We start from the raw sequence: 20,692 nt of genomic DNA on the forward strand, positions 1-20,692 counted from the left end.
GGGCAACGGCGTTCACCAGGCCATGCTCGGCATCGCCCGACTCCACAACATGGCCCTCAGTGGATAACCCACACCCCATACGGGACAACCTCTAGGAGAAATCCAGCCAGGATTGTCAGTGGCTCAGGGCAGACTGGTCTGATGCAGCTCACTCAGGTGCGAAGCCGCCTCTTTCGTAACATCGTTGACAGCGGCGATGTTGATATCGCGCCGGATGTCACGGCACTGGTCGGCAAGAACGAGAGCGGGAAGACAGCGCTGCTGTCGGCGATCTACCGCTTCCACCCCGTGTACCCGGAGCACTCCTTCACCCTGGGACAGGATTATCCGCGGTGGCGGAAAGTCAAGGACAGGCGCTCAGGACACATCAACGAGGCCAAGCCGATCACCTGCACGTTCGCGCTGGACGACGAAGATCTGAACGCTGTCGCCGACGCACTTGGACCCGATGTACTCAAGGAACGTTCGTACTCACGGACCATCCCCTACGAGGGGCAGCACACGGTCTCCTTGCAGATCGATGAGAGCGCCGCCCTGGAGAACCTCTACGGCGACGAGGAAGTACCGCCGGCGCTGCGCAGTGTCCTTGGAACCCGGAGCATAGCTGCAGCCGTGGAACAGGCCGCTGGCCTCGAAGCCGCGGAAGACTCCGACTACACCGCCGAAGACATCGACCTCTTCACCAGGGCGGCGCGCCAGCGACTGCACGGCAGCGAGAGCGCCTGGCAGCGGGCCGTACACATTCTTCGCGAACGCGAGCCGAAGTTCTTCTACTTCAGCAACTACCAGAACCTTCCCGGCCGGATCGCGCTGAGGCACCTCAACGGACAGGAAGAAGAGCCCGGGGCTTCCCCGCTGCAGACCGCCCGAGCCTTGCTAAAATTGGCCAGCATGACCGCCGGAGCGCTGTCGGCCGAGGACTTCGAAGAGCGCAAAGCCGAGCTCGAAGCAGTAAGCAACGACATCACTCAGCAGGTCTTCGAGTACTGGAAGCAGAACCCGGACCTGTCGGTGGAGATCGACCTGGACAAGACCACCGTTGAGCAGCCGAACGGACAGCAGGCCGTCGCCAGCCACCTCGACATCCGCGTCAAGGACCGTCGACACGGCTTCACCAAGAACTTCTCCGCCCGCTCCACTGGTTTCCAGTGGTTCTTCAGCTTCCTCGCAGCGTTCTCCGCGTTCGAGAACTACCCCCACGGCGTCGTCGTCCTGCTGGACGAACCAGGACTGAGCTTCCACGGACGCGCCCAGGCCGACTTCCTGCGCTTCATCAACGAGCGCCTGGCTCCCGTCGCCCAGGTCATCTACACCACCCACTCACCCTTCATGGTCGAAACGGCCCGGCTCGACCGCGTCAGGATCGTCGAGGACCGAGGGCCCGACACCGGCGCTGTGGTCACCGACGAAGTCCTCTCCGTCACCGACGACTCGCTCTTCCCACTGCAAGCCGCCCTCGGCTACCACATCGCCCAGAACCTCTTCGTGGGCCCGGACAACCTCCTCGTCGAAGGAACCAGCGACTACACCTACCTCACCCTGATCAGCGACTTCCTCAAGGAAGCAGGCCGCACTCACCTCGATGACCGCTGGCGCATCCTGCCCGCCGGCGGCGCCACGAACATCCCCGCCTTCATCGCCCTCCTCGGCACCAGCCTCCAGGCCACCGTCCTCATCGACAGCACCCCGGCCGGAGTCGCCAAGCTCAAAACACTCACCAACAAGGGCCTGCTCTCCCCAAAGCGCCTCCTGCTCACGGACGCGTTCAGCGACGGCGTCAAAGACAGCGACATCGAGGACCTGTTCTCCCCCGGCGACTACCTCAAGGCTTACAACGCAGCTTTCGGTACCAAACTCAAGGCCAGCGACCTCAACGGCACCGACCGCATCATCGCCCGCATCACTCGGTGCACCGGAACTCCGTTCACCGAACACGGCCGCCCCGCCGACGCCCTCCTCCGCAAGCGGGACACCCTCCTCCCCGGACTCTCCGAGACGACCCTGAGCCGCTTCGAACAGCTCTTCACCGCCATCAACAGCACTCTCGCCTGAACCCTCCAAGAAGGCGGCGCAGTCGTCGGCAGGCGCTCGCCGCGACGGAGCAGCGGGCGCCCGATACTCGGCGGTTCCCGGCGCCGCAGCCGCAGCCTGCCCTCGAGGCCGCCACGGTGGCGCAGGCGGGCGGGTTCGTGGTGGAGGAGCAGCTGCATGCCGGGCATTCGCTGGGCGCCACTGTTCATGGCTCCTTGCACCAGGCGGGGCATCGGCAGGCAATCTAGCGCCGGGTGTTCCTGGCGCCTTTTGTGCCGGGCCGGTAGCGGCGTGCTGCGGTGTCTTCGCTGGTGCCGAGGGCGGCTGCGATCGCGGCCCAGCCGTTGCCTGCTGTCCGGTCGGTGGCCACGGCGGCCGCCATCGCCTGGTGCGCGGCCTGGAGCAGCGCGAGGGCGGCGTGTGTGTAGAGGGCGGCGGGGAGGCCTAGCTCTGGCCGGGACCGGTTCTGGGCCGGCTGTGTCCACCTCGGTTTGGCCGCCTCGTCATCGAGGACAGCGGCCAGGCGTCGGGCTTCGCGTGCCACCGTGTCCGCGGCTGAGCGCAGCCGTTGCCCGGCCTCGCCCGCGGTCTCCATCCGTTCCTCGGTGTGGACCCAGCCGCGCTCGACGCGGTCACGAAGCCGGCGGTAGCGGCCTCGACAGCGTTCTGAGCAGTACAGCCTCGGCCGTCCGCCGCGCGCTCCGGCCTGCGGCAGCCGCTCGCCGCACCCAGGCCCCAGGCATCGGTTCCCCATCACGATCGCCTCCGTGCTCCAGCCGTATACCGCACCCGCGCGGACCATTCCAGCCGATATCACCAGGTTTCCGGTTGCAGGGTTCGCAGGCAAGCTCGGGGCACGGCCGGCAACCGCCCCAAGCCGCAGTCGCGCGTGCACGTAGCAGCGGATCAGTCGTTACCTTCTGCATGAGGTGACTGGGATGCGCGTATTTGCCGGGGTGGAGGCCGCGTCTGGATCTGCGGATCGCCGGTGTGGGACTCCGACCCGGTCCTGCCGGTGGCGCGGGCCGCCGATGCGGGCCGGGTGGGGCAGCACGGCCTGGAGATCGTCATGGCCGTCTGCGAGGGCTTCGAAGCCATGCGTGAACCGGTCGGCAAACGCCTGACCGCCCGCCTCGCCCTGCACGCCAGCCCGCCCGGCGCCAGCCCCGGCAGCTGGTAGGCGGCCATTTCGCGCGCGGGGCTCACGGCGCTGTCACCGGCCCTTTGGGCGCGCAGCTTGTCGTAGCCGTCGGCTAAAGGTTGTCCCGTAACCAGTGCGGCGGTTGGACCGTTGATTGGGCATGGGTGGGGTGATCTCAGCAGGTGATCCGAAGTGGATCGAGCCGTTCTCCGGGCTGTCCGAGGTGCAGTTCACCAGGCTGGTGGCGTTGGTACGGCGTCGCGGTGGCGACGTGCAGCGCGGCCGGCCATGGCGGCTGCCGTTGGAGGACCGAGTGTTGCTGGTGGCGACGTACTGGCGCACGAATCTGACGTTGCGGCAGGTGGCGCCGCTGTTCGGGATCTCGAAGTCTGCGGCTGACCGCATCCTGGACCACCTGGCGCCCTTGCTGGCCATCTCGCCGGCCCGTCGGCCGCGCAAGGACACGGTCTACATCGTCGACGGCACCCTGGTGCCGACCCGTGATCGCAGCGTGGCTGCCTCGAGCAAGAACTATCGGTACTCGACGAACTTGCAGGTCGTGATCGACGCCAACAGCCGCCTGGTGGTGGCGATCGGCTTGCCGTTGCCCGGCAGCCGCAACGACTGCCGGGCGTTCACGGAGTCCGGCGTCGACCGGGTCTGCCGCGGCGCACCGACCATCGCCGACGGCGGCTACCAGGGCACCGGCCTGCTCATCCCGCACCGCAAATGACGAGGTCAGACGCATCTCAGCCCGCAGCAGGAAGCGGAGAACGCCATCCACCGCCAGGCGCGAGCACGCGTGGAACACGCCCTGTCGCGGCTGAAGAACTGGAAGATCTTGCGGGACTGCCGGCTCAAGGGCCACGGAGTTCACCAAGCCATCCTCGGCATCGCCCGACTACACAACCTGGCCCTCACCCGATAACTCACACCCCATACGGGACAACCTCTAGCGTGGAAGCCGGGGAAGTGAGCGGATTGCCGGGGCAGGTGAGCGGCATGATCAGGCACAACTGCACCATCACCACACGGCACTGTCATGCCGGCGAGCTGCGGCCGCGCCTCGGCCCTCCTCGGCACGAGAGAGCAGGCAACGGACCTCAGGTCGGCGAACGGCCTCGTGATAGCGGAGGAGTTGCAGGGGGCGGGGGATGAGCGGCGAGGGAGGGATCACCTCCCTGGTGTTCCACGAAGGCGACGCGGTGCTACTGGGCGTCTTCGGTGAGCTGGACGCCTTCACGGGCCCGGAACTCGGCGGGGTCGTCACCGCATGCCTGGCCGAGCGGCCGGCCCGGCTGGTGGTGGACGTGTCCGGGGTGTCGTTCTGCGACGCGTCCGGCCTGACCGCCCTGCTGCAGGCCCGGGAGCGCGCGGTGCGGGGGGGCCTCTATGTCCTTCGTCAAGCCTGAGGGGCTCAGGCCACCGAACTTACGAAAAGATCAGTAGGACGGCGACGCCACGGGGTGCCCGCATAAAGCGACAGCGGTCGGGGTTGTGGTGTGCCGCGGGGTATCCGTCCCGGGCCCTCGGCAGGGCCAGCGGTGTTATTCGCTGACGATGTCTGTGCGGGTCCGGCTGATTTTGCTGATCATGCGGCGGGCTTGGTGGCTTGGTGCGGGGATGCCTGCCTCGCCGTGTGCGGCAGCATCACTGCCGGTCGGGAACAGGGGGACGGGGGAGTGGTAGTCGGTCACTGCCGCGTGGGTGGCGGAGTCCATGCGGCCGGTGATCACTGCGAGCCGCAGGGCGAGGAGTTCGTTGGTGTCGTGGCAGCCGGCCCATCCGGCGCAGACTCGGCTGGCAGTACTGCCGTCGTCGGCCTGGTGGCACAGGAACACGCCTGGAGGCTGGGCGGCGGTGTCGGCGTCGTAGGCCCGCAGCTTGTCGTACTCCGCCTGCGCCCAGATCCCCGAAGGCACATCGCACCGGTAGGGGCAGCTCTCGCACGGGCGGGGTGCTGGGGGCCGGAATGATGAAGCCATGCAGTCAGTATGGGCAGCCTCCGCCTGGGCTGGGCAGCTCTCCCGGGATTGGACAGAATCGGAGCTGCCAGGCCGGGCTGCCGGCAAAGCATCTGGCCGGGGAGGGCACGCTGAGGCGGGCAGGCCGGAGAGCCTGCCTTGTCGCCCTTGCTGTCAGTGTCCGGCTGCTGGCCGGGCGAGAGCGTGCGAAGGCAGACCTGTGCGAAGAATCTGCTCGTTGAGTCCGGCCATCTGAGGTGAAAACTGCCTTCGTGCCGCGCAGGCGCTGCTGTTCGCGGCGGAAGTCACTGCTCAATGGGACGCCGTAGTATCCGGTGGCCAGTCCGTCCGGCAGCGCGGGGTCAGCGACCTGACCGGTGTCCGTCACGCACCACGCATGATCGAAAACGGTGAACGGCGCAGCGGAGGGGACGGCGACGACGCCTTCGACATAGGTCCAGCCGTTCCTGTCGGACCAGTGGCTCGCTGCTGCGAAACACTGCCCTGGCCTCTGCGGCTGAGGCTCGGGCCAGGGCGCCGGATGGAAATAGCAACCATGGGCGGCGACGAGATCGGCGAAGCTGCGGTGATCTCGTCGTGTCATCACCCACGCTCAACTGACGGTAGAGGTCAAGCCACCGTGCGAGCTCCTCCATGGGCTGCTGCGGACTTCCGGACGTTGTCGGTTCAGCCATCAGTCTCTCCTGCTGTGTGCCTGGACTGTACCGCGATCGTGACCGGTGTTCTGCTGGTCGCCTGCCAGCGGCGGATGGTCGCCGTGCAGGTGGCCCGGCAGTGCCGTCATGCCGCCCAGACGAGTCCAGAGCGTCCCTGTCAGAGCCCTGTGAGTCAGGCGCCGCTCCACGTACGCAGTTGACGTCCAATCAGGCCAACCCCCCGCGAGCCCGACGCGGCGTCCCGCACCAAGGCAACCGCCTCCTTCGGCGGATACTCGAGAAGGCACCCGTTCAGGGCCAGGTACGCCTCTGCCGAGTGCCAGGCGAAGGCCTCGTTGGAGTGCTCCAGACAGGGCAGTCTCGCCAGGGTCTGGAGCAGCGCGGCTGCCTTGAGATACACCGAGCCGTAGATGTCACGTTCCATCGCCCGGGCATTGACCCGGGCGACCGCCGCATAGAGCGGGCCGAAGTCGTCCACCTGAGGATCACCGGGCAACAACTCGGCCGCGTGCAGAAGGAAGGCCACTTCAATAGGGGTGGGCGGGTCGTTCTGGCTCACGCGGCGTGTCCCCGCTCCTGCTGCTCCTCAAGGTCACGCCGCGCCTGCAGCTCCGCCAGGCGTTGCTCGTCAACGGACTTGGCGGTGCCGGCCTCCTCTGTGAACGCGTCGCCACTGTGGGCCATCGATGCCCGGAACGCGTCGAGGAAGCGCTCCTCCACGGCGGTGGCCCGGGCGTAGGCCGCCGACAGGATGTACTCCTGCAGGCTGACCCCTTCCTGCCGCGCGGCGGCCTCGATCGCGGCCCGTTGAGCCGGATCCGGGAAGCGGAGGTTCATCGCTTTGGGCTGAGACATGGTACCGATGGTACCGCCTATACCACAGGGCGCCATAGACCCAAGGGCAGGAACCGGGATGGCATCAGATGCTCGCGTCCGGCACCTCGACGGCGGGACCGTCGCCAGCCCCGAAGAAACCGGCCGAGCCGGACCGTGGTCGGCCGGCATCACAACAGGGCCGGGCAGCACACCCCGGCTCACCGCCTCCACCTTTTGCCCCACCGGCTTAAGAGCTCCTAACAAAGGCGTCGGACGTGGCGGTGGGTGATCAGTCAGGTCGCGAGACCGAGGAAGGCTTCGTGGATGTCGTCGCGTCGCTCCCAACGGACTCGCAGGCGGCGAAAGCCGTGCAACCAGGCGATGGTGCGCTCGACCACCCAACGGAAGATGCCCAGGCCAGAGCCGTGCTCCACGCCTCGTTCGGCGATGACTGGGCGGATGCCGCGCTGCCACAGAAGACGCCGGTACTTGTCGTGGTCGTAGCCGCGGTCGGCAAGCAGGGCGTCGGGCCGGTGTCTGGGGCGGCCGACGGCGCCGGCCACCGCCGGGATCTTGTCGATCAGGGGCAGGAGTTGAGTGACGTCGTTGCGGTTTCCGCCGGTCAGCGACACTGCGAGCGGGATGCCCTGGGCGTCGGTGAGAACGTGGTGCTTGCTGCCCGGCCGTGCGCGGTCGACCGGGCTGGGACCGCTTTTGGGCCCCTTCGAGCGGCCCGGACGTGGGAGGAGTCGATCACCGCCCGGGACCAGTCCAGCTTCTTTGCGGCCCGCAGCTTCCTCAGCAGCACGAGGTGCAGTTCGTCCCAGACGCCGGCCTCGTTCCAGGCGGCCAGGCGTCGCCAGCAGGTCATGCCTGAGCCGAAGCCCAGCTCCTGCGGCAGGTACTCCCACTGGATGCCGGTGTGCAGCACGAACAGGATCCCGCACAAGGCTTGCCGGTCCGGGATCCGTGGTCTGCCCTCGACCAGTTTCGGACCCGGATCAGGCAGCAACGGCTCGATGAGCGACCACAGTTCGTCCGATACGATCCACGGCCGCGACTCCCTCTTCGCCACGACAAAACCAACGACCACCCAAGCCGAAAGTCACATGATCAATAACTTCTGTTAGGGCCTCTAAGCGAGGCTTGGCAGACCCAGCGCACACGAAGCAGAGCTTAGGCTCCCTTCGGTGGAGACGTTCTGGATCATCATGGCTGGCCTGTGGGGTGCGGGCGCGGGCTTACTCATACCGCGCGCCGCGTACCGGCTCTCCGTGCCGTCCGAGGAGCCGTGGCGGGCAACGTGTCCTGCCGGACACCCCCTCGCCGGGATCGCCAGCGGTTGGCTGGGGCGGGCCCGGTGCACCGGCGGCGACTCCTACGGTCCCAGCGCTCCCCTCGTCACCGCCGTCTCAGTCATGGCGTGCGCCGTACTGGCGGCCGCGACCGGGGCCCGCCCCGAGCTGGTGGTCTGGCTGCTGCTCGCCCCGGCCTGCGTATTGCTCGCTGTCGTCGACTTCGCGTCGCATCGGTTGCCCGATGTGCTCACCCTGCCACTTGCCGCGGCGGCGCTCGTGCTGCTCGGTGTTGCCGCGTTGCTGTCCGGTGCCGGCGGCAGCTGGACGTCCGCGCTGCTCGGCTCCCTGATTCTGGGGGCCTGCTACTTCGTGCTCTTCCTCGTCAGCAGGGGCTTCGGGTTCGGCGATGTGAAACTCGCCCTCTTCCTGGGCGCGGTTCTGGGCTGGTACGGCTGGGCTATCGTCCTGGTCGGGACGTTCGCCGGGTACCTGCTCGGCGCGCTGTACGGCATTGCCCTCATGCTCGCAGGCCGGGCAGGCAGGGAGACCAGGATCCCGTTCGGTCCCTTCCTTCTCGCCGGGGCGTTCGCCGGTGTGCTCCTGGGCTCCTGCGCCCCTTGAACCCCCCGCCGCCGGTCGGAGAGGACTGCTGGGCCGGCGGCTGTGCTGATGACGCACCGGGTCGGCTTCGTGCTGGCTAGCCTGGGATCGGTACTGCGTACTCCACAGTCCGACGGTCTTGCCAGTGGCGTCGCCGGGGTCGCCGATGCAGTATCGCTCGCCGGGCCACTGGCACGGCTTGGGGTGGAACGTCATCGTCACGATGCGTCTCCTCCTGCGCTCCCAGGTCACCCCCCGCCACCGGCTGTCGTCGTACCGCGTCAATCACTGGCACGCCCAGCTCAGCCAGCTCACCGCGACCCACTGCGGACAGCAAGCCCTCGCAGACGCCGGTCTCGACGTCACGACCAAGACCCTCATCAACTGGTTGTCCGACTCCGAGTACACAACGTCCGCCGCAGCTACGTGGACATCATCCACACCGCCTACGAGAACGTCGCCGTCGTCCCCGCGGACCCGATCCCCGACCACATCAAGCGGGGCCAGGACGAGGTAAAGCGGCTCCGGGGGGCCAAACGATCAGTGCTGTACTCCCGGTCGGGACTACTTCTCGGACCGCCCGATCTGGTGCACGGTCCAGCCGGCGGAGCGCCAGCGAGCGGCGTCGAGGGTGGTGCGGCAGTCGACCATCAGCGGGTTGGTCACGCTGTCCCGAAGAGCTTCGGGGTCGGCCAGCCGGTATTCGGGCCACTCGGTTCCCAGCACCACGGCGTGGGCGCCACCGACCGACTGCGCCAGGTCGTCGGTGTAGTCGAGTTCGGGATTGCGCTGCATGGCGGTCTGCACGGCCTGTGGGTCGTGCACGGTGACGTGCGCGCCGGCCCGCTGCAGCGCCTGCGCCAGCGCAAGGGCGGGGGAATCCCGAACGTCGTTGGTGCCGGGCTTGAATGCCGCGCCCCACAGGGTGATCCGGGCATCCCTGACGGGCCGGCCGCCCAGGGCGTGGGAGATGAGTTCCAGGGCGACGCTGGTACGGCTCTCGTTGATCTTCTCGGCGGCGAGCAGAAGGGTGGCGGCCTGCTCGGCGCCGAGCTGCCGGGCGCTCGCGGTGAAGGCGCGCACGTCCTTGGGCAGGCAGCCACCGCCGTAACCGATGCCGGGCCGCATGCCGCCGCTGCCGATGCGGGGGTCGATGCCGAGGATGTCCACGATCTGGGAGACGTCGCCACCAGCGGCCTTGCACATGTCGGCCACGGCGTTGATGTAGCTGATCTTCAGGCCGAGGAAGGTGTTCGCCGCCCCCTTGGCCAGCTCGGCGGTCGGCGGGTCGGTGACGAAGATCGGAACACCGGCATCCAGGATCGGGGCGTAGACGGCGCGGATGGCCTTCTCACCCTCGGCGGTGGTGAGACCGGCGATGATGCGGTCCGGGCGCAGAGTGTCCTCGACCGCGTGCCCCTCGCGCAGAAACTCCGGGTTCCACACGACGTCGACGGCTTGCCCCGCCGGCGCAAGGCGCTGGGCGAGGGCGGCGACCTGGCTGGTGGTGCCGACGGTCACCGTGCTCTTCCCGACGATCGTGCACGGCCGGTCGAGGTGAGGGGCGAGCTGACGGATGGCGCCGAAGACCTGGCCGGTGTCGTACGAGCGGCCGTCAGCGTCGATGGGTGTGCCGACGCCGATGAAGTGCAGCTCGGCGAAGGCCGCGGCCGTGCGGATGTCGGTGGTGAACCGCAACCTCCCGTTCGCGGTGTGCCGGGCGATCAGCTCGGGAAGCCCCGCCTCGTAGATGGGGCACTCGCCGGCGTTGAGCCGGTCGACTTTGGCCTGGTCGACGTCCACGCCGATGACCTCGTGGCCGAGCTCGGCCATCGCCGCCGCGTGCGGGATGCCGAGGTGACCACAGCCGATCACGGAAACTCGCATCTTGCTGTCCTTCTCGGTTGATGCCGGGGGGCCGCACCACGCGTACGGCCCCACGACGCTATCGCCCTGAGGTAGGGCGAGTTGAACGTTGCGCGGGTCCTGTCACGCCTTGACGTCGAGAAGTTCGCACAGGCGGGCGAGGGCCGGGATCGCGGCCGCCCGAACCACTGTGTCCCCCTCGCGGGCCCCCTCGATCGGGTACTCCTTGAAGACGCCGTTCTCCGTCAGCCCCTCCGGGTCCACGTAGAAGATCCGCATCCCCTTGGCGCGGGCTCGCGCCTGTACCGCACGCCGGTCGGCATGGAGACCGATCACCAGGAGCGACCGGGCCTCTTCGAGAAGCGGCACGGGCGGGATCTTCTGGTCGTAGCGGCGGACGAACACCTCGGGCAGACCCGCCCGCGCGGAGAGCACATCGAAGTTGTGGGTTATAACGGGGCCGACCATGTGCCCGGCGTCGTGCAACGCCCTGAGCGCCGCGTGCGCCGGGGTGGGTTCGGCGGTGAAGCACTGGGCGAACATCTGCGTCAGGTCCTCCGCCTTCGCCGGCGCGTCCAGCAGCAGCTCCTGGACCAGCGTGTCGGCCTGGGGCGAGAGAGTGAACGCATGCGCCTGCGTGAGCGTGTTGTCCTTCCGGGCAGTCACCCGGTACACCTCGTGCAGGTAGTGCAGCGGCGGGATGCCCGCCTCGATCGACGTGCCGCAGCCCACCTCCACCTGGAACGGCAGGAAATTAAGGATGCCGGTGAGGTCGCAGGCGCTGGTCGGGTTGCCCCGCTTCTCCTTGATGCGGATGCCGCCGGCCAGCACGTCCCAGGGCAGGTTGCGCAGGGTGCGCACCGGGCTGCTGTAGCCCTCGGAGGTGAACCGCACATCTAGCGACCGGAACCCTTTGGGCGTGTCCCGGTCGGCGCGCTCGTCCTGCGGGTGGACGTCGAACTCGGTGACGGTCACCGACAGGTCTCCGCGCTGCCAGGTCCCGGGCTGCTGGGGCTTCCACCGGCCCTCACTGAGCCACATGCGGATGTCCTGGGCGTAGGCGCTGATCTTTTCGGCCGGGGCGGTGTGCGACACGAACAGGTACAGCTCGGAGAGCACTAGCCGCGGCACCGGGAAGGTGTAGTCCAGCGCGTAGTCGTACCGGTAGTGCACGACCCGGCGACGGCCGGAGGCGTCCTCGGTCCATCCGGACTGCTCGGCGTTCGCTGGCTCCTGGGTGCGCCTCCAGATGCCTTCCTCCACGCTGCGCGGGCGCTCGTGGCCGTCACCGGCGAAGTGCCGCTTCCAGGTCGCCACCTGCGACTCGGACAGCTGTTCTATGACGGGGTAGGGCAGGTACACGAGGGGTCCTCCTCGACTCCTTGAGTGGCCCGCAACAGGCCCGATGTCGTAGCCGCGCGCGTTGTGCGCGCGGCCCCAGTGAGAAGTCCGCCTGGCGGCCGCCGGCGGGTGGGCGGCGGCAGGCCAGCGCCTGACCGGCGGTGACGGCCTCGGGGGTGGCCGCCTAGTGGCTCTCGGCCAGCGTGGTCACCGCGTCGACGAGCGCCGTGACCATGAAGTCGATGTCCGTGTCCGTCGAGGTCAGCGGCGGGGCGATGACGAGACCTTCGCTCCTCGGCTCGCTGGCTCCGGTGAACGGGTAGAAGAACACGCCGCGGCTCTCGGCCTCCGTCATCGGGTCTCCTTCGTGGATACCCCGGCCTTCAGGCCGGGGAGGAAACGAAGCTCCCGCGTAGCGGGGCAGGGAAAGGCGAATCGCCGCCAGGGCGATTCGGCGTCTCGGGCCACCGGCCGACACCCGCCGTTCACACGCAAACTGATACTGTGTGAGGCGTGACGCAGCAGGTCAAGCGCGCGTTCAAGTACCGCTTTTACCCCACGGACGAGCAGGCAGCTGAGCTGTCCCGCACGTTCGGCTGCGTCCGTCTCGTGTACAACAAGGCGTTGGAGGAGCGCACTCGCGCGTGGTACGGCGAGCAGCGCCGCCTCTCCTACGTGCAGTCCTCCGCTGCGCTGACGGAGTGGAAGAAGACCGAGGAACTGGCCTTCCTGGCGGAGGTGTCCTCCGTCCCGCTCCAACAGGCGCTGCGCCACCTTCAGACCTCGTTCGCCAACTTCTTTGCCAAGCGAGCGAAGTACCCGCGCTACAAGAGCCGGAAGAAGTCCCGGGCGTCGGCCGAGTACACCCGCAGCGCCTTCAAGTGGCGCAGCGGGCGACTCACACTGGCCAAGATGGCGGAGCCGCTGGACATCCGCTGGTCGCGTCCGCTGCCTGAGGGTGTGGAGCCGACGACCGTGACAGTGTCCCGCGACGCGGCCGGGCGTTGGTTCGTGTCCCTGCTGTGCGAGGACACCATCACCCCGGCCCCCGCCACCACGGCGGCCGTGGGCATCGACGCCGGGATCACTTCCCTGGTGACGCTGTCCACCGGGGAGAAGATCACCAACCCGAAGCACGAACGCCGCGACCGCGCCCGCCTGGCCCGCTCACAGCGCGAGCTGTCGCGGAAGGCGAAGGGCTCGGCCAACCGTGAGAAGGCCCGGGTCAAGGTCGCTCGCATCCATGCGCGAATCGCCGACCGGCGCCGCGACTTCCTGCACAAGCTGTCCACTCGGCTCGTCCGTGAGAACCAAACGGTCGTGATCGAGGACCTCACCGTCCGCAACCTGCTGAAGAACCACTCGCTCGCGCGAGCCATCTCCGATGCGTCGTGGACGGAACTTCGCTCCATGCTGGAGTACAAGTGCGCCTGGTACGGGCGCGAACTCGTCGTGATCGACCGCTTCTTCCCCAGCTCGAAGCTGTGCGGGGTCTGCGGCACGGTTCGCGGGAAGCTGCCGCTGAATGTCCGCGAGTGGACGTGCGCCTGTGGCGCCGTGCATGACCGCGACGTGAACGCGGCACGCAACATCCTGGCCGCCGGGCTGGCGGCGTCTGCCTGTGGAGACGGTGTGAGACCTCAACGGGAGTCCTCCCGGACGGGGCGGTCGTCGGTGAAGCAGGAACCCCAGCGGGCGACCGCTGGAATCCCCCGCCTTTAGGCGGGAGAGGAAGTCAACAGGGGCCAGAGCAGGCCAGGCCAGGCGCCAGTTCCACCCCGTACAGAAAGTCCAGGCCCCGGATGGCTCGCACGGCTGGTTGGTCGGTGAGGGTCCGCAGGCGCCTCCCCAGGCGTTCTCCACGGGAATGGAGAGTGCTGGCACCTATGGTTTCCAGCTCGTCCAAAACGCCGAGACACATCGCGGCTTGGAGGGGGTGGGTGGCCATAGTGCCCATTGCCGGCAGCGGGTCCGCGTCCTTGTGCCGGATCAGCGGTGCGATCTCGGGCGATACCAGCACCGCGCCGACCCCGGTGTACCCGGCTCCCAGGCCCTTGGACAGGATGCACAGGTCCGGCTCGGCTCCCTCCCAGTGGTCACTGGCCAGTGGGGTTCCGGTGCGCCACAACCCGGTCAGCACCTCGTCGTGGATGACCAGGACGCCGCGTTCCCGGCAGATCTCCGCCACGCGCCGCAGGTACCCGGCGGGCGGCACGTAGGCGCCGCCGGTGCTTCCGTTGACGGGCTCGATCAGAACGGTGGAGACGTTCTCCGCACCGATGCTGTCGATCGCCTGCGCGATCTCGTCGTCGGCGCACGAGGCGTCGCAGGCACCCGTGGAGTGCGGGTGCGTGGGCGTGTAGGGCGGCGCGAAGGCCGGGGCGAGTCCGAGCGCGTCTTCCGGACGTGGCTGGCGGGCGTGGTTTCCGGCGAGGCCGAGGGTGAGCGCGCTCATCCCGTGATAGCTCAAGGTGGACGTCAGGATGTCCCCGCGGCGCTTTTTGTCACGGACCCTGGTGATGTTCCGGGCCAGGCCCACCGCGACCTCTACGCCGAGCGTTCCGCACGTCGTCAGCGCAACGGAGTCCTCATGTCGGCCCACGGCGTGGCACAGGCGCTCCATCAGCTCCATCTGGATGTGGGGCTGGGCTACGGCGGCACCGCCATAGGTGTACCTGGAGAACTGCTCCGCGAGGCGACCGAAGACCTTGGGGCTGCCCTGCCCCACGTTCGCACAGAGCAGACCGCTCGATCCGTCGAAGATCCGGTGGCCGTCGGCCAGGTGCAGCCAGGAGCCGCTCGATCCCACGACCTTCCAGTCCGGCATGGGCCTGGACGACGTCAGCAGTCGCCCGCGCCGGGATAAGTAGTCCACGGGTGGTCCTTTCTTGCGCACATGCAGTGTGGTGGTGCCGACCGTGCTGCAGTCGGCAACGGGACGGCGGGGTTTAACGCGGACCGCGCAGCACGATCCCGATGAGGCTGTCGTCCCCGTCCAGGCCGTACGTCGTCATGTACCGCCATCCCCGGCGCAGCCCTTCGATCTCCTCGTCACGCAGGCCCTGGTGCGCGGCGCCCGGCGACATCCGCCTCGCCCGGTGCGTGGTGATTTGCAGCACGCCCGCAGAGGTGAGCCAGCGCCGTGCATCCGTGAGGAACCTGGCCCGATCCAGGAACTCGAAGCTGTGACGGCAGGAGATGACGTCGACCGTGCCAGGAACCAGTTCAGGCGGAATGGCGTCGGTGGTGAAGTCGTGCTCGGCGAAGGTCAGCTCATCGCCGCCGCTCTGTTGGCTGGTCCGCGCGTCCGCGATGGCCACGCTGCTGAAGTCGTAGGCCAGGACCATCAAGCCCCACCTGGCCATGTGCGCAGCCATGTGACCGCGGCCGGTGCCGACATCGACCGCCAGCTGCCCCGCCTTCGCCATGACGTACTTGCGGAACATCTGCCGCTCGAACGCCTCGGGCTCCTTGACCCGATACCCGGCCTCGTACAGGTGGTTCCAGTACGCAGGGCTCCGCCGACTGTGCTCGACCTGCACCTTTGGGCTCATGCCGCTGGCTCCGGGTCGTTCATGCCGTCGCGCACCGGGCGCAGGCGGCCGAGACGAAAGCGGTCCGTGCTGGCCACCTCACCGGCCGGGACACCCAACAGGTTCACGTCGGCGGACGATGCGGGTGCGGTGTTGTGGATGACGCGCAGCGCGGCGCCGGTTTGCCGGGCGGGCAGCTCTGCCATCGGCTTTCCTCTCAGTGGTGGTCTGGGTAGAGCAGTGCGGAGATGACGGCGGCGGTCACGGTGATGACGTACAAGACCTGCGCGAGGATCTGCCGCCAGCCGATCTGACGCTCCTCGAGACAGCGGCCTAACTTCCTTCAAGGCGCGGCCTCGTGGATGACGAGCAACAGCAGCGCCGGACGGTCGCCGAGCCAGCTGAGTTCTTCCTCGTACTCGTCGTCGCGGACGCTGACAGCTTCGCGGTTCAGGACTGCGATGCCGTCGGCGAATCCGGTGGAGACGAGGCGTCGGGCCTCCAGCCAGCCGGGCCGGGCCGACGGCTTGTACGGGGCGTGCACATCGGTCAGCTCGTGGACTACGTCGTAGCCGTGCCGCGTGATGAGGTGCCGTACTGAGATCATGGTGTGATCAACCTGCCCGCCAGCCTCGGTGAGCGCGTAGGCGATGACGCGCCGCTTCCGGCTCACGGGCGTCTCTATGGCGACAGCGTTGCCCTGCTCGCGTCGCCGCTTCAAGTAGAGCCCACGATGCGCGGCCGGCCGCATGGAACGGCCGCGCATCCATTCATCTACTTCGTTGTCCCGGTCCATCCGGGACGTCTTTGCCGTGCTCGGCGACATGGAGGTGTCTCCGTCCGGTCTGATTGGGGGAGAGCAGGCGGGCCGCCGTCCAGGGGAATGGTGCAGTGCGACGGCGGCCTGCCCCGGCGGGTTGGTGCTCGCCGGGCAGCCGCGTCGGAGCAGGCGGGCATACCCGGGCCTCGGTAACGGAACGCAGCGGATAGGGCCGTTTCGGTGACTCAACAAGGCTGGCCCATGCGACAGTTGGACTGCAAGACGAAGTGAAGTTTTCACTCGACATGGCATATGCGAGCGCCGATGCTCTCCTCTTTGCAATGGGGACTGGAGCTGACACACTCGGGGCTCGCACCCCGGCCCGTCGGACTCTCACGTCAAGCCGTCGAACTCTGCGCCGAGTTCGGGGGACTCTCGACTGAGCGCCAGGGGCTCGGGGCAGAATCGGTTGGACTGGACGCAGGAGGGCACGTGGCGGCTCCTACAGGACCGACAGTCAGGCGCGTGCAGCTTGGAAAGGAGCTGGAGCGCCTGCGCGTTAAGGCCGGCTTCAAGTCTCTGAAGGAGGCGGTCAAGGGAACCGACATCTCCGACTCACAGCTGTACCGGGTGGAGAGAGGCACGTCCGCGTTCAGGCGGGCTGCTGACCTCGTCACCCTGCTGACTCGCTACGGCATCACCGACCAGGAAGACGTCGACTTCCTGGTCGAGATCCACCGGGACAGTCTGAACCGTGGCTGGTGGTCCACATACGCCCGCACGATGCCATCAGGCTTGGCCATGTACATCGGCCTTGAGGATGGCGCCAAGTCCATAAGGGCATGGGAGCCGGGCGTGGTCTTCGGGCTGTTCCAGACCGAGGATTACGCTCGCAAGCTGTTCGAGATCGGCAAGCTCGTAGAGGAACAGACGACCGAGTTCGTGGAACGCGGTGTCGCTCTGCGGATGGAACGCCAGGAAATCCTCCGCCGGGACAGCCCCGTCCAGATCCGCGCCATCCTCGACGAAGCCGCCCTGCGCCGGATCATTGGCAGCCGCGAGATCATGGTGAAGCAGATCGAGCGCCTGATCGACCTGGCCGGCCTGGACAACGTAACCCTCCAGGTGCTGCCCCTGAACACCTCCGCCTACCGGGCTCACTTCAACTTCACGTTGATGGAGTTCGAAGATCCGGTACCCACGGTCGTCCAGATGGACATGGCTGACGGCGCTTCCAACCTCACGGACAAGGACACTGAGGTCTGGAGGTATGCCCGCAGGTTCGACGCCCTGCGGGATGGCGCTATTCCTGTCGGGGAGACGCCGAAGTTCCTGCACCAACTATCACGAGAGATCTAAGACATGGCCCTCAACAAGCGCGCCCTGGACCTCGCCCCCGAAGGCGACTGGCTCACGTCGTCCTACAGCAACAACGGCGGCAACTGTGTGAAGGTTGCCGCCCTGACCAGTGCTGTCGGCGTATGTGACTCCAAGCAGACCAACGGACCAGCCCTTGCCATCCGGCCGGAGGCCTGGAAGGCGTTCATCGCCTCCGTCGCCTGAGCTACTCCGCCGTATGACCGAGGTCCCGCGCGCACACATCGCGCGGGACCTCGCCGGTCTCCTACCCCGCAGGCAACACGTCGTACAACATCGTTCGCCACGTCCGACACACCCGGTCAGCCGAGGACGTCAAACTGGCTCTCGGACGTCCGGCCGCGCACCGAACGCACGCCTGCAGCGCGGGTTGGAGATCGGTCATGTCGCCGCCTCCTCGACGGTGCGCAGCGTGCCGTTCAGCTTGTCAGTGTCCTTATGGCTGGACCAGCCGCAGTCGGCGCTGTCGAACACCTCCATGTACCGCACGCCGACCTCCTGCGCCCGGTTGAGGATGCCTGCGTTGTAGGCTACGCCGACTTGGCGAGCGTCGCGGCCTCCGCCCACGCCCGTACGGGCATCCGCGCCCCGTAGATGACGTAGGCCAGTGATGTTTGGCCGCGAGACGGTCAGCGAGGGCCTTCGCCGCCTGCAGGGCGGTGGTGTGGCCGGCGGCCAGCAATGGCACCTCGCGGCTGCCGCGTCACTTTTCGCGGACGATCCGCCCGGAGCCGATCCCGAAGTGTCACAACCCTACCCACACCGTGGGAGTGTGAGAACAGCTCAGTTGTGAGGCGAGACGGGGGGAGTGGGACGTGAGCACGGGAAGCGGCGAGATACGTCGACAGGGCACAGGGAACCGGATCCTGCTGACTCGGGCACACCGGATGCTCATCGGCGTGGTCGTCAGCGGTGCGGTCATCATCGCCGGGATCGGCTTCGCGGGTTCGTATGCGGCCGTCCGTGAGTTGGCCCTCAGGAAGGGCTTCGGGAACTTCTCCTACGTGTTCCCGATCGGCATCGACGCGGGCATCTGTGTCCTGCTGGCCCTGGACCTGCTCCTGACCTGGATCCGCATCCCGTTCCCGCTGCTACGCCAGACGGCCTGGCTGCTGACGGCGGCGACGATCGCCTTCAACGGCGCGGCGGCCTGGCCGGACCCGCTGGGCGTGGGCATGCACGCGGTTATCCCGGTCCTGTTCGTGGTTGCCATCGAGGCCGCGCGGCACGCAATCGGCCGGATCGCGGACATCACGGCCGACAAGCACATGGAGGGCGTCCGCATCACCCGCTGGCTCCTCTCGCCCGTGCCCACGTTCCTGCTCTGGCGCCGCATGAAGCTGTGGGAGCTGCGCTGCTACGAACAGGTCATCAAGCTGGAGCAGGAGCGCCTGGTCTACCAGTCCAGTCTCCGCTCCCGCTTTGGCCGGGCCTGGCGGCGCAAGGCCCCCATAGAGGCGTTGATGCCCCTGCGGCTGGCCCGGTACGGCGTCCCGCTCGCCGAGACCGCGCTCGCCGGTCTCGCCGCCGCCGGCATCGAGGAGCCACCGATCCAGTTCACCGTCGAGCGGGTCACCGCAGCGGACCAGGAGGAAGACGCCACCCTCGAGACCGCGGAACCGGAGGGACAGGGTGCGGCCGAGCTGGAGAGCGCAGAGCTGAAGCCGGTCCCGGACCCCGTCTCAACCGCTGTGCCCGGGCGGCCGGACGAGCGGCAGGAACCGACCGAGGAAGCGGCCGATCGGTTCGCCGAGGCCTACCAGGCGTTCCTCGCCCAATTCCAGGTCGAGCCGACCCCGACGCAGTGGGCTATCTGGCTTTGCGACACCTACGGCATCTCCACGGGATCCGGCGATCCGCTCTCAGAGGACCAGGTGCAGCCACTGCTCCGGGTCCTGCAGAATCGCTATGCGCTCGCTAGCCAAGAGCCTGCCGGCAGCGACCGAGCGGAGCCAGCCGACCAGTGGTACGACTACTTCCACAGCGCCTGGCGCAACTACGCGCAGGAATTCGGCACGTATCCGGATGCCGTCGCTCTTGCTGCGTACGTGTACGAGCGGGACGCCATAAGCGGAGACGGCGGCAGGCCCGTAACTGGCGAGGACCTGGCAGCCTTCGTTACGAGCTTTGAGGAGCTCGAGATCGGCAGCAGCGGACCGCCCGCCGGAGCCGCAGCCGCCGAGTCTGAGGAGCAGCTCGCCGAAGAGGTCCTCCCGTCTGAAGAGGAACCTGAGGCTGCGCCCGCCGGCGCGGGCGCCCAGGCCGCCAAGGAGCAACGCCCCCCGCGCGTGAGCGCCGCCATCGATGACCAGTCTCCGGACGAAGATGCCGTCGCGGGGGAGCCTGTCGCCCTCACCACCGTCGACCGCTACTACCTGGCGTGGATGGAGTACCAGGGCGAGACCGGTGCCGAACCGGAGCAGGCCGAGCAGCTGTCCGAGTTCCTAGCCGGCAAGGGCCTCTACGGCCGTGGCGGGAAGCCGGTGAGCCCCTCCACCTTGCGGCGCTACCTGCTGCCGTTCCGCGTCTACAGCCTCTGGGCTGAGCATCGGGTGCGGAGTGACAAGCCCTCCTTCGACGCCGTGGCGCTGGACTGCGCAACCCACGGGATCACTGCGCAGTACAACAAGCCCATCATCGCGGACTATATCGCTGAGAACGCCGCCGACTTCGAACGCCGCTGGCAGGCACTCATACGCCACCACGCCGAGGCGCAGCAGTAGGTCCATCGCCGCTCACCGGCTCGGTGCCCCCGTTTTCCCGCCGTACCCAGCAGGCTGTGCAATCAGAAGAAACACCAGGTCCCGTGAAGGGACGAGGAGGACCCATGTACGCACTGCGCATCGACCCGGACGCCACGGTCACGGACCTCCACTTGCCCGCGGCCGATGCGCACATCGCGATCCAGGAACACCTCGTATCCGACGCCGTCGACCAAGGCATCTACCACCGGCAGGCCGTTCTGCACGTTCACGGCAACGGGCTGAAGCTCGGACTTCCCCAGAACCTGGCCGCATGGACCCTGGCGAGTGCCTGGCGCGGCATGCCTCTGTACCCGCTGGCCGGTCCCATCGTCATCACGGGCCGAGCCGCGAGCGGGGACGTGGCGGCACTCGACAACGACCTTGCGCAGCACGCCAAGGGCGTTGCGCAGACCGTTGGTGACACGTTGTCCGAGTGGCGTGAACGCCCTCCGGCCTCCAACGAGGCAGCCATCAAGGAACTCCTGGCGTACGCCGCCCGCGACGTCGCCTCCAACGGGCAGTGACGCGCTGAGCATCTGCGGAA

19 protein-coding genes and 3 pseudogenes are annotated in these 20,692 nt (G+C 67.8%); 10 read left to right on the top strand and 12 right to left on the bottom strand.

From position 1 onward, the window contains the following. The first annotated feature begins 141 nt into the window (after positions 1 to 141). Entirely contained in the window at positions 142 to 2,052 is a 1,911-nt protein-coding gene (locus ACF08B_RS38200; RefSeq protein WP_392321639.1) for an AAA family ATPase, read from the top strand. A 223-nt stretch (positions 2,053 to 2,275) separates the two neighbouring features. Here ACF08B_RS38200 and ACF08B_RS38205 read toward each other — a convergent pair whose 3' ends face one another. Further along, positions 2,276 to 2,626, bottom strand: a complete 351-nt coding sequence (locus ACF08B_RS38205) for a hypothetical protein (RefSeq protein ID WP_392321640.1) — start codon at positions 2,624 to 2,626, stop codon at positions 2,276 to 2,278. Positions 2,627 to 3,019: 393 nt separating this feature from the next. Here ACF08B_RS38205 and ACF08B_RS38210 point away from each other — a divergent pair. The 3 genes and pseudogenes from ACF08B_RS38210 to ACF08B_RS38220 all read left to right on the top strand — a co-directional run. Then, positions 3,020 to 3,211 (top strand): annotated as a pseudogene (locus ACF08B_RS38210) (ATP-binding protein); the annotation flags it as partial. Positions 3,212 to 3,332: 121 nt separating this feature from the next. Then, a pseudogene (locus tag ACF08B_RS38215) lies at positions 3,333 to 4,100 on the top strand (transposase). Positions 4,101 to 4,326: 226 nt separating this feature from the next. Continuing rightward, the gene (locus ACF08B_RS38220) at positions 4,327 to 4,584 is read left to right on the top strand and encodes an STAS domain-containing protein (protein ID WP_392321641.1); all 258 of its coding nucleotides are present in this window, start codon (positions 4,327 to 4,329) and stop codon (positions 4,582 to 4,584) included. 135 nt (positions 4,585 to 4,719) lie between these two features. Here the strand turns inward: ACF08B_RS38220 and ACF08B_RS38225 are convergent, their stop codons facing one another. From ACF08B_RS38225 to ACF08B_RS38240, 4 genes are all read right to left on the bottom strand, one after another. Next, positions 4,720 to 5,157 (bottom strand): DUF6283 family protein, encoded by a 438-nt coding sequence (locus ACF08B_RS38225; RefSeq protein ID WP_392321642.1) that lies wholly within the window; start codon positions 5,155 to 5,157, stop codon positions 4,720 to 4,722. 828 nt (positions 5,158 to 5,985) lie between these two features. Then, positions 5,986 to 6,372: a fic family toxin-antitoxin system, toxin component gene (locus ACF08B_RS38230; protein WP_392321643.1), complete on the bottom strand. Its 387-nt coding sequence runs from the start codon at positions 6,370 to 6,372 to the stop codon at positions 5,986 to 5,988. Then, positions 6,369 to 6,668, bottom strand: coding sequence for a DUF1778 domain-containing protein (locus ACF08B_RS38235; RefSeq protein WP_392321644.1), 300 nt, complete (start codon positions 6,666 to 6,668; stop codon positions 6,369 to 6,371). The genes ACF08B_RS38230 and ACF08B_RS38235 overlap by 4 nt, the downstream gene beginning before the upstream one ends. 254 nt (positions 6,669 to 6,922) lie before the next feature. Next, positions 6,923 to 7,704, bottom strand: a protein-coding gene (locus ACF08B_RS38240) for an IS5 family transposase (RefSeq protein WP_392321645.1) whose coding sequence is annotated in 2 segments (ribosomal slippage) — positions 6,923 to 7,359 and positions 7,359 to 7,704 — 783 coding nt in all. Because the reading frame shifts where the segments join, the coding sequence is not laid out codon by codon here. 115 nt (positions 7,705 to 7,819) lie between these two features. On the opposite strand from ACF08B_RS38240, the gene ACF08B_RS38245 reads away from it, so the two are divergent. Continuing rightward, positions 7,820 to 8,548 carry a prepilin peptidase gene (locus ACF08B_RS38245; protein ID WP_392321646.1) on the top strand — a complete coding sequence of 243 codons (729 nt, stop codon included), beginning with the start codon at positions 7,820 to 7,822 and terminating at the stop codon, positions 8,546 to 8,548. 543 nt (positions 8,549 to 9,091) lie between these two features. Here the strand turns inward: ACF08B_RS38245 and ACF08B_RS38250 are convergent. The 3 genes from ACF08B_RS38250 to ACF08B_RS38260 all read right to left on the bottom strand — a co-directional run bounded on the left by ACF08B_RS38250 (position 9,092) and on the right by ACF08B_RS38260 (position 12,089). After that, positions 9,092 to 10,414 (bottom strand): UDP-glucose dehydrogenase family protein, encoded by a 1,323-nt coding sequence (locus ACF08B_RS38250; RefSeq protein WP_392321647.1) that lies wholly within the window; start codon positions 10,412 to 10,414, stop codon positions 9,092 to 9,094. Between the two features lie 102 nt (positions 10,415 to 10,516). Continuing rightward, positions 10,517 to 11,755, bottom strand: a complete 1,239-nt coding sequence (locus tag ACF08B_RS38255; protein WP_392321648.1) for a hypothetical protein — start codon at positions 11,753 to 11,755, stop codon at positions 10,517 to 10,519. A gap of 163 nt (positions 11,756 to 11,918) precedes the next feature. Further along, positions 11,919 to 12,089 carry a hypothetical protein gene (locus tag ACF08B_RS38260; protein ID WP_392321649.1) on the bottom strand — a complete coding sequence of 57 codons (171 nt, stop codon included), beginning with the start codon at positions 12,087 to 12,089 and terminating at the stop codon, positions 11,919 to 11,921. Between the two features lie 158 nt (positions 12,090 to 12,247). On the opposite strand from ACF08B_RS38260, the gene ACF08B_RS38265 reads away from it, so the two are divergent. Beyond that, positions 12,248 to 13,456: an RNA-guided endonuclease InsQ/TnpB family protein gene (locus ACF08B_RS38265; protein WP_392321650.1), complete on the top strand. Its 1,209-nt coding sequence runs from the start codon at positions 12,248 to 12,250 to the stop codon at positions 13,454 to 13,456. A 13-nt stretch (positions 13,457 to 13,469) separates the two neighbouring features. Here the strand turns inward: ACF08B_RS38265 and ACF08B_RS38270 are convergent, their stop codons facing one another. From ACF08B_RS38270 to ACF08B_RS38285, 4 genes are all read right to left on the bottom strand, one after another. Further along, the gene (locus ACF08B_RS38270; RefSeq protein WP_392321651.1) at positions 13,470 to 14,561 is read right to left on the bottom strand and encodes an aminotransferase class III-fold pyridoxal phosphate-dependent enzyme; all 1,092 of its coding nucleotides are present in this window, start codon (positions 14,559 to 14,561) and stop codon (positions 13,470 to 13,472) included. 121 nt (positions 14,562 to 14,682) lie between these two features. Beyond that, positions 14,683 to 15,276, bottom strand: coding sequence for a class I SAM-dependent methyltransferase (locus ACF08B_RS38275; protein WP_392321652.1), 594 nt, complete (start codon positions 15,274 to 15,276; stop codon positions 14,683 to 14,685). Between the two features lie 8 nt (positions 15,277 to 15,284). Then, positions 15,285 to 15,473, bottom strand: coding sequence for a hypothetical protein (locus ACF08B_RS38280; protein WP_392321653.1), 189 nt, complete (start codon positions 15,471 to 15,473; stop codon positions 15,285 to 15,287). 137 nt (positions 15,474 to 15,610) lie between these two features. After that, positions 15,611 to 16,063, bottom strand: a complete 453-nt coding sequence (locus ACF08B_RS38285) for a hypothetical protein (RefSeq protein ID WP_392321654.1) — start codon at positions 16,061 to 16,063, stop codon at positions 15,611 to 15,613. 489 nt (positions 16,064 to 16,552) lie between these two features. On the opposite strand from ACF08B_RS38285, the gene ACF08B_RS38290 reads away from it, so the two are divergent. The 4 genes and pseudogenes from ACF08B_RS38290 (at position 16,553) to ACF08B_RS38305 (ending at position 20,672) form a co-directional block, all read left to right on the top strand. Further along, positions 16,553 to 17,386, top strand: a complete 834-nt coding sequence (locus ACF08B_RS38290; RefSeq protein ID WP_392321655.1) for a helix-turn-helix domain-containing protein — start codon at positions 16,553 to 16,555, stop codon at positions 17,384 to 17,386. Between the two features lie 3 nt (positions 17,387 to 17,389). Next, positions 17,390 to 17,590 (top strand): DUF397 domain-containing protein, encoded by a 201-nt coding sequence (locus ACF08B_RS38295; protein WP_392321656.1) that lies wholly within the window; start codon positions 17,390 to 17,392, stop codon positions 17,588 to 17,590. Between the two features lie 701 nt (positions 17,591 to 18,291). Then, a pseudogene (locus ACF08B_RS38300) lies at positions 18,292 to 18,945 on the top strand (DUF2637 domain-containing protein); the annotation flags it as partial. Positions 18,946 to 20,231: 1,286 nt separating this feature from the next. Continuing rightward, positions 20,232 to 20,672, top strand: coding sequence for a hypothetical protein (locus tag ACF08B_RS38305; protein WP_392321657.1), 441 nt, complete (start codon positions 20,232 to 20,234; stop codon positions 20,670 to 20,672). Positions 20,673 to 20,692: the final 20 nt, after the last annotated feature.

The organism is Streptomyces sp. NPDC015139 (assembly GCF_043079785.1).
Lineage (GTDB): Bacteria > Actinomycetota > Actinomycetes > Streptomycetales > Streptomycetaceae > Streptomyces > Streptomyces albidocamelliae.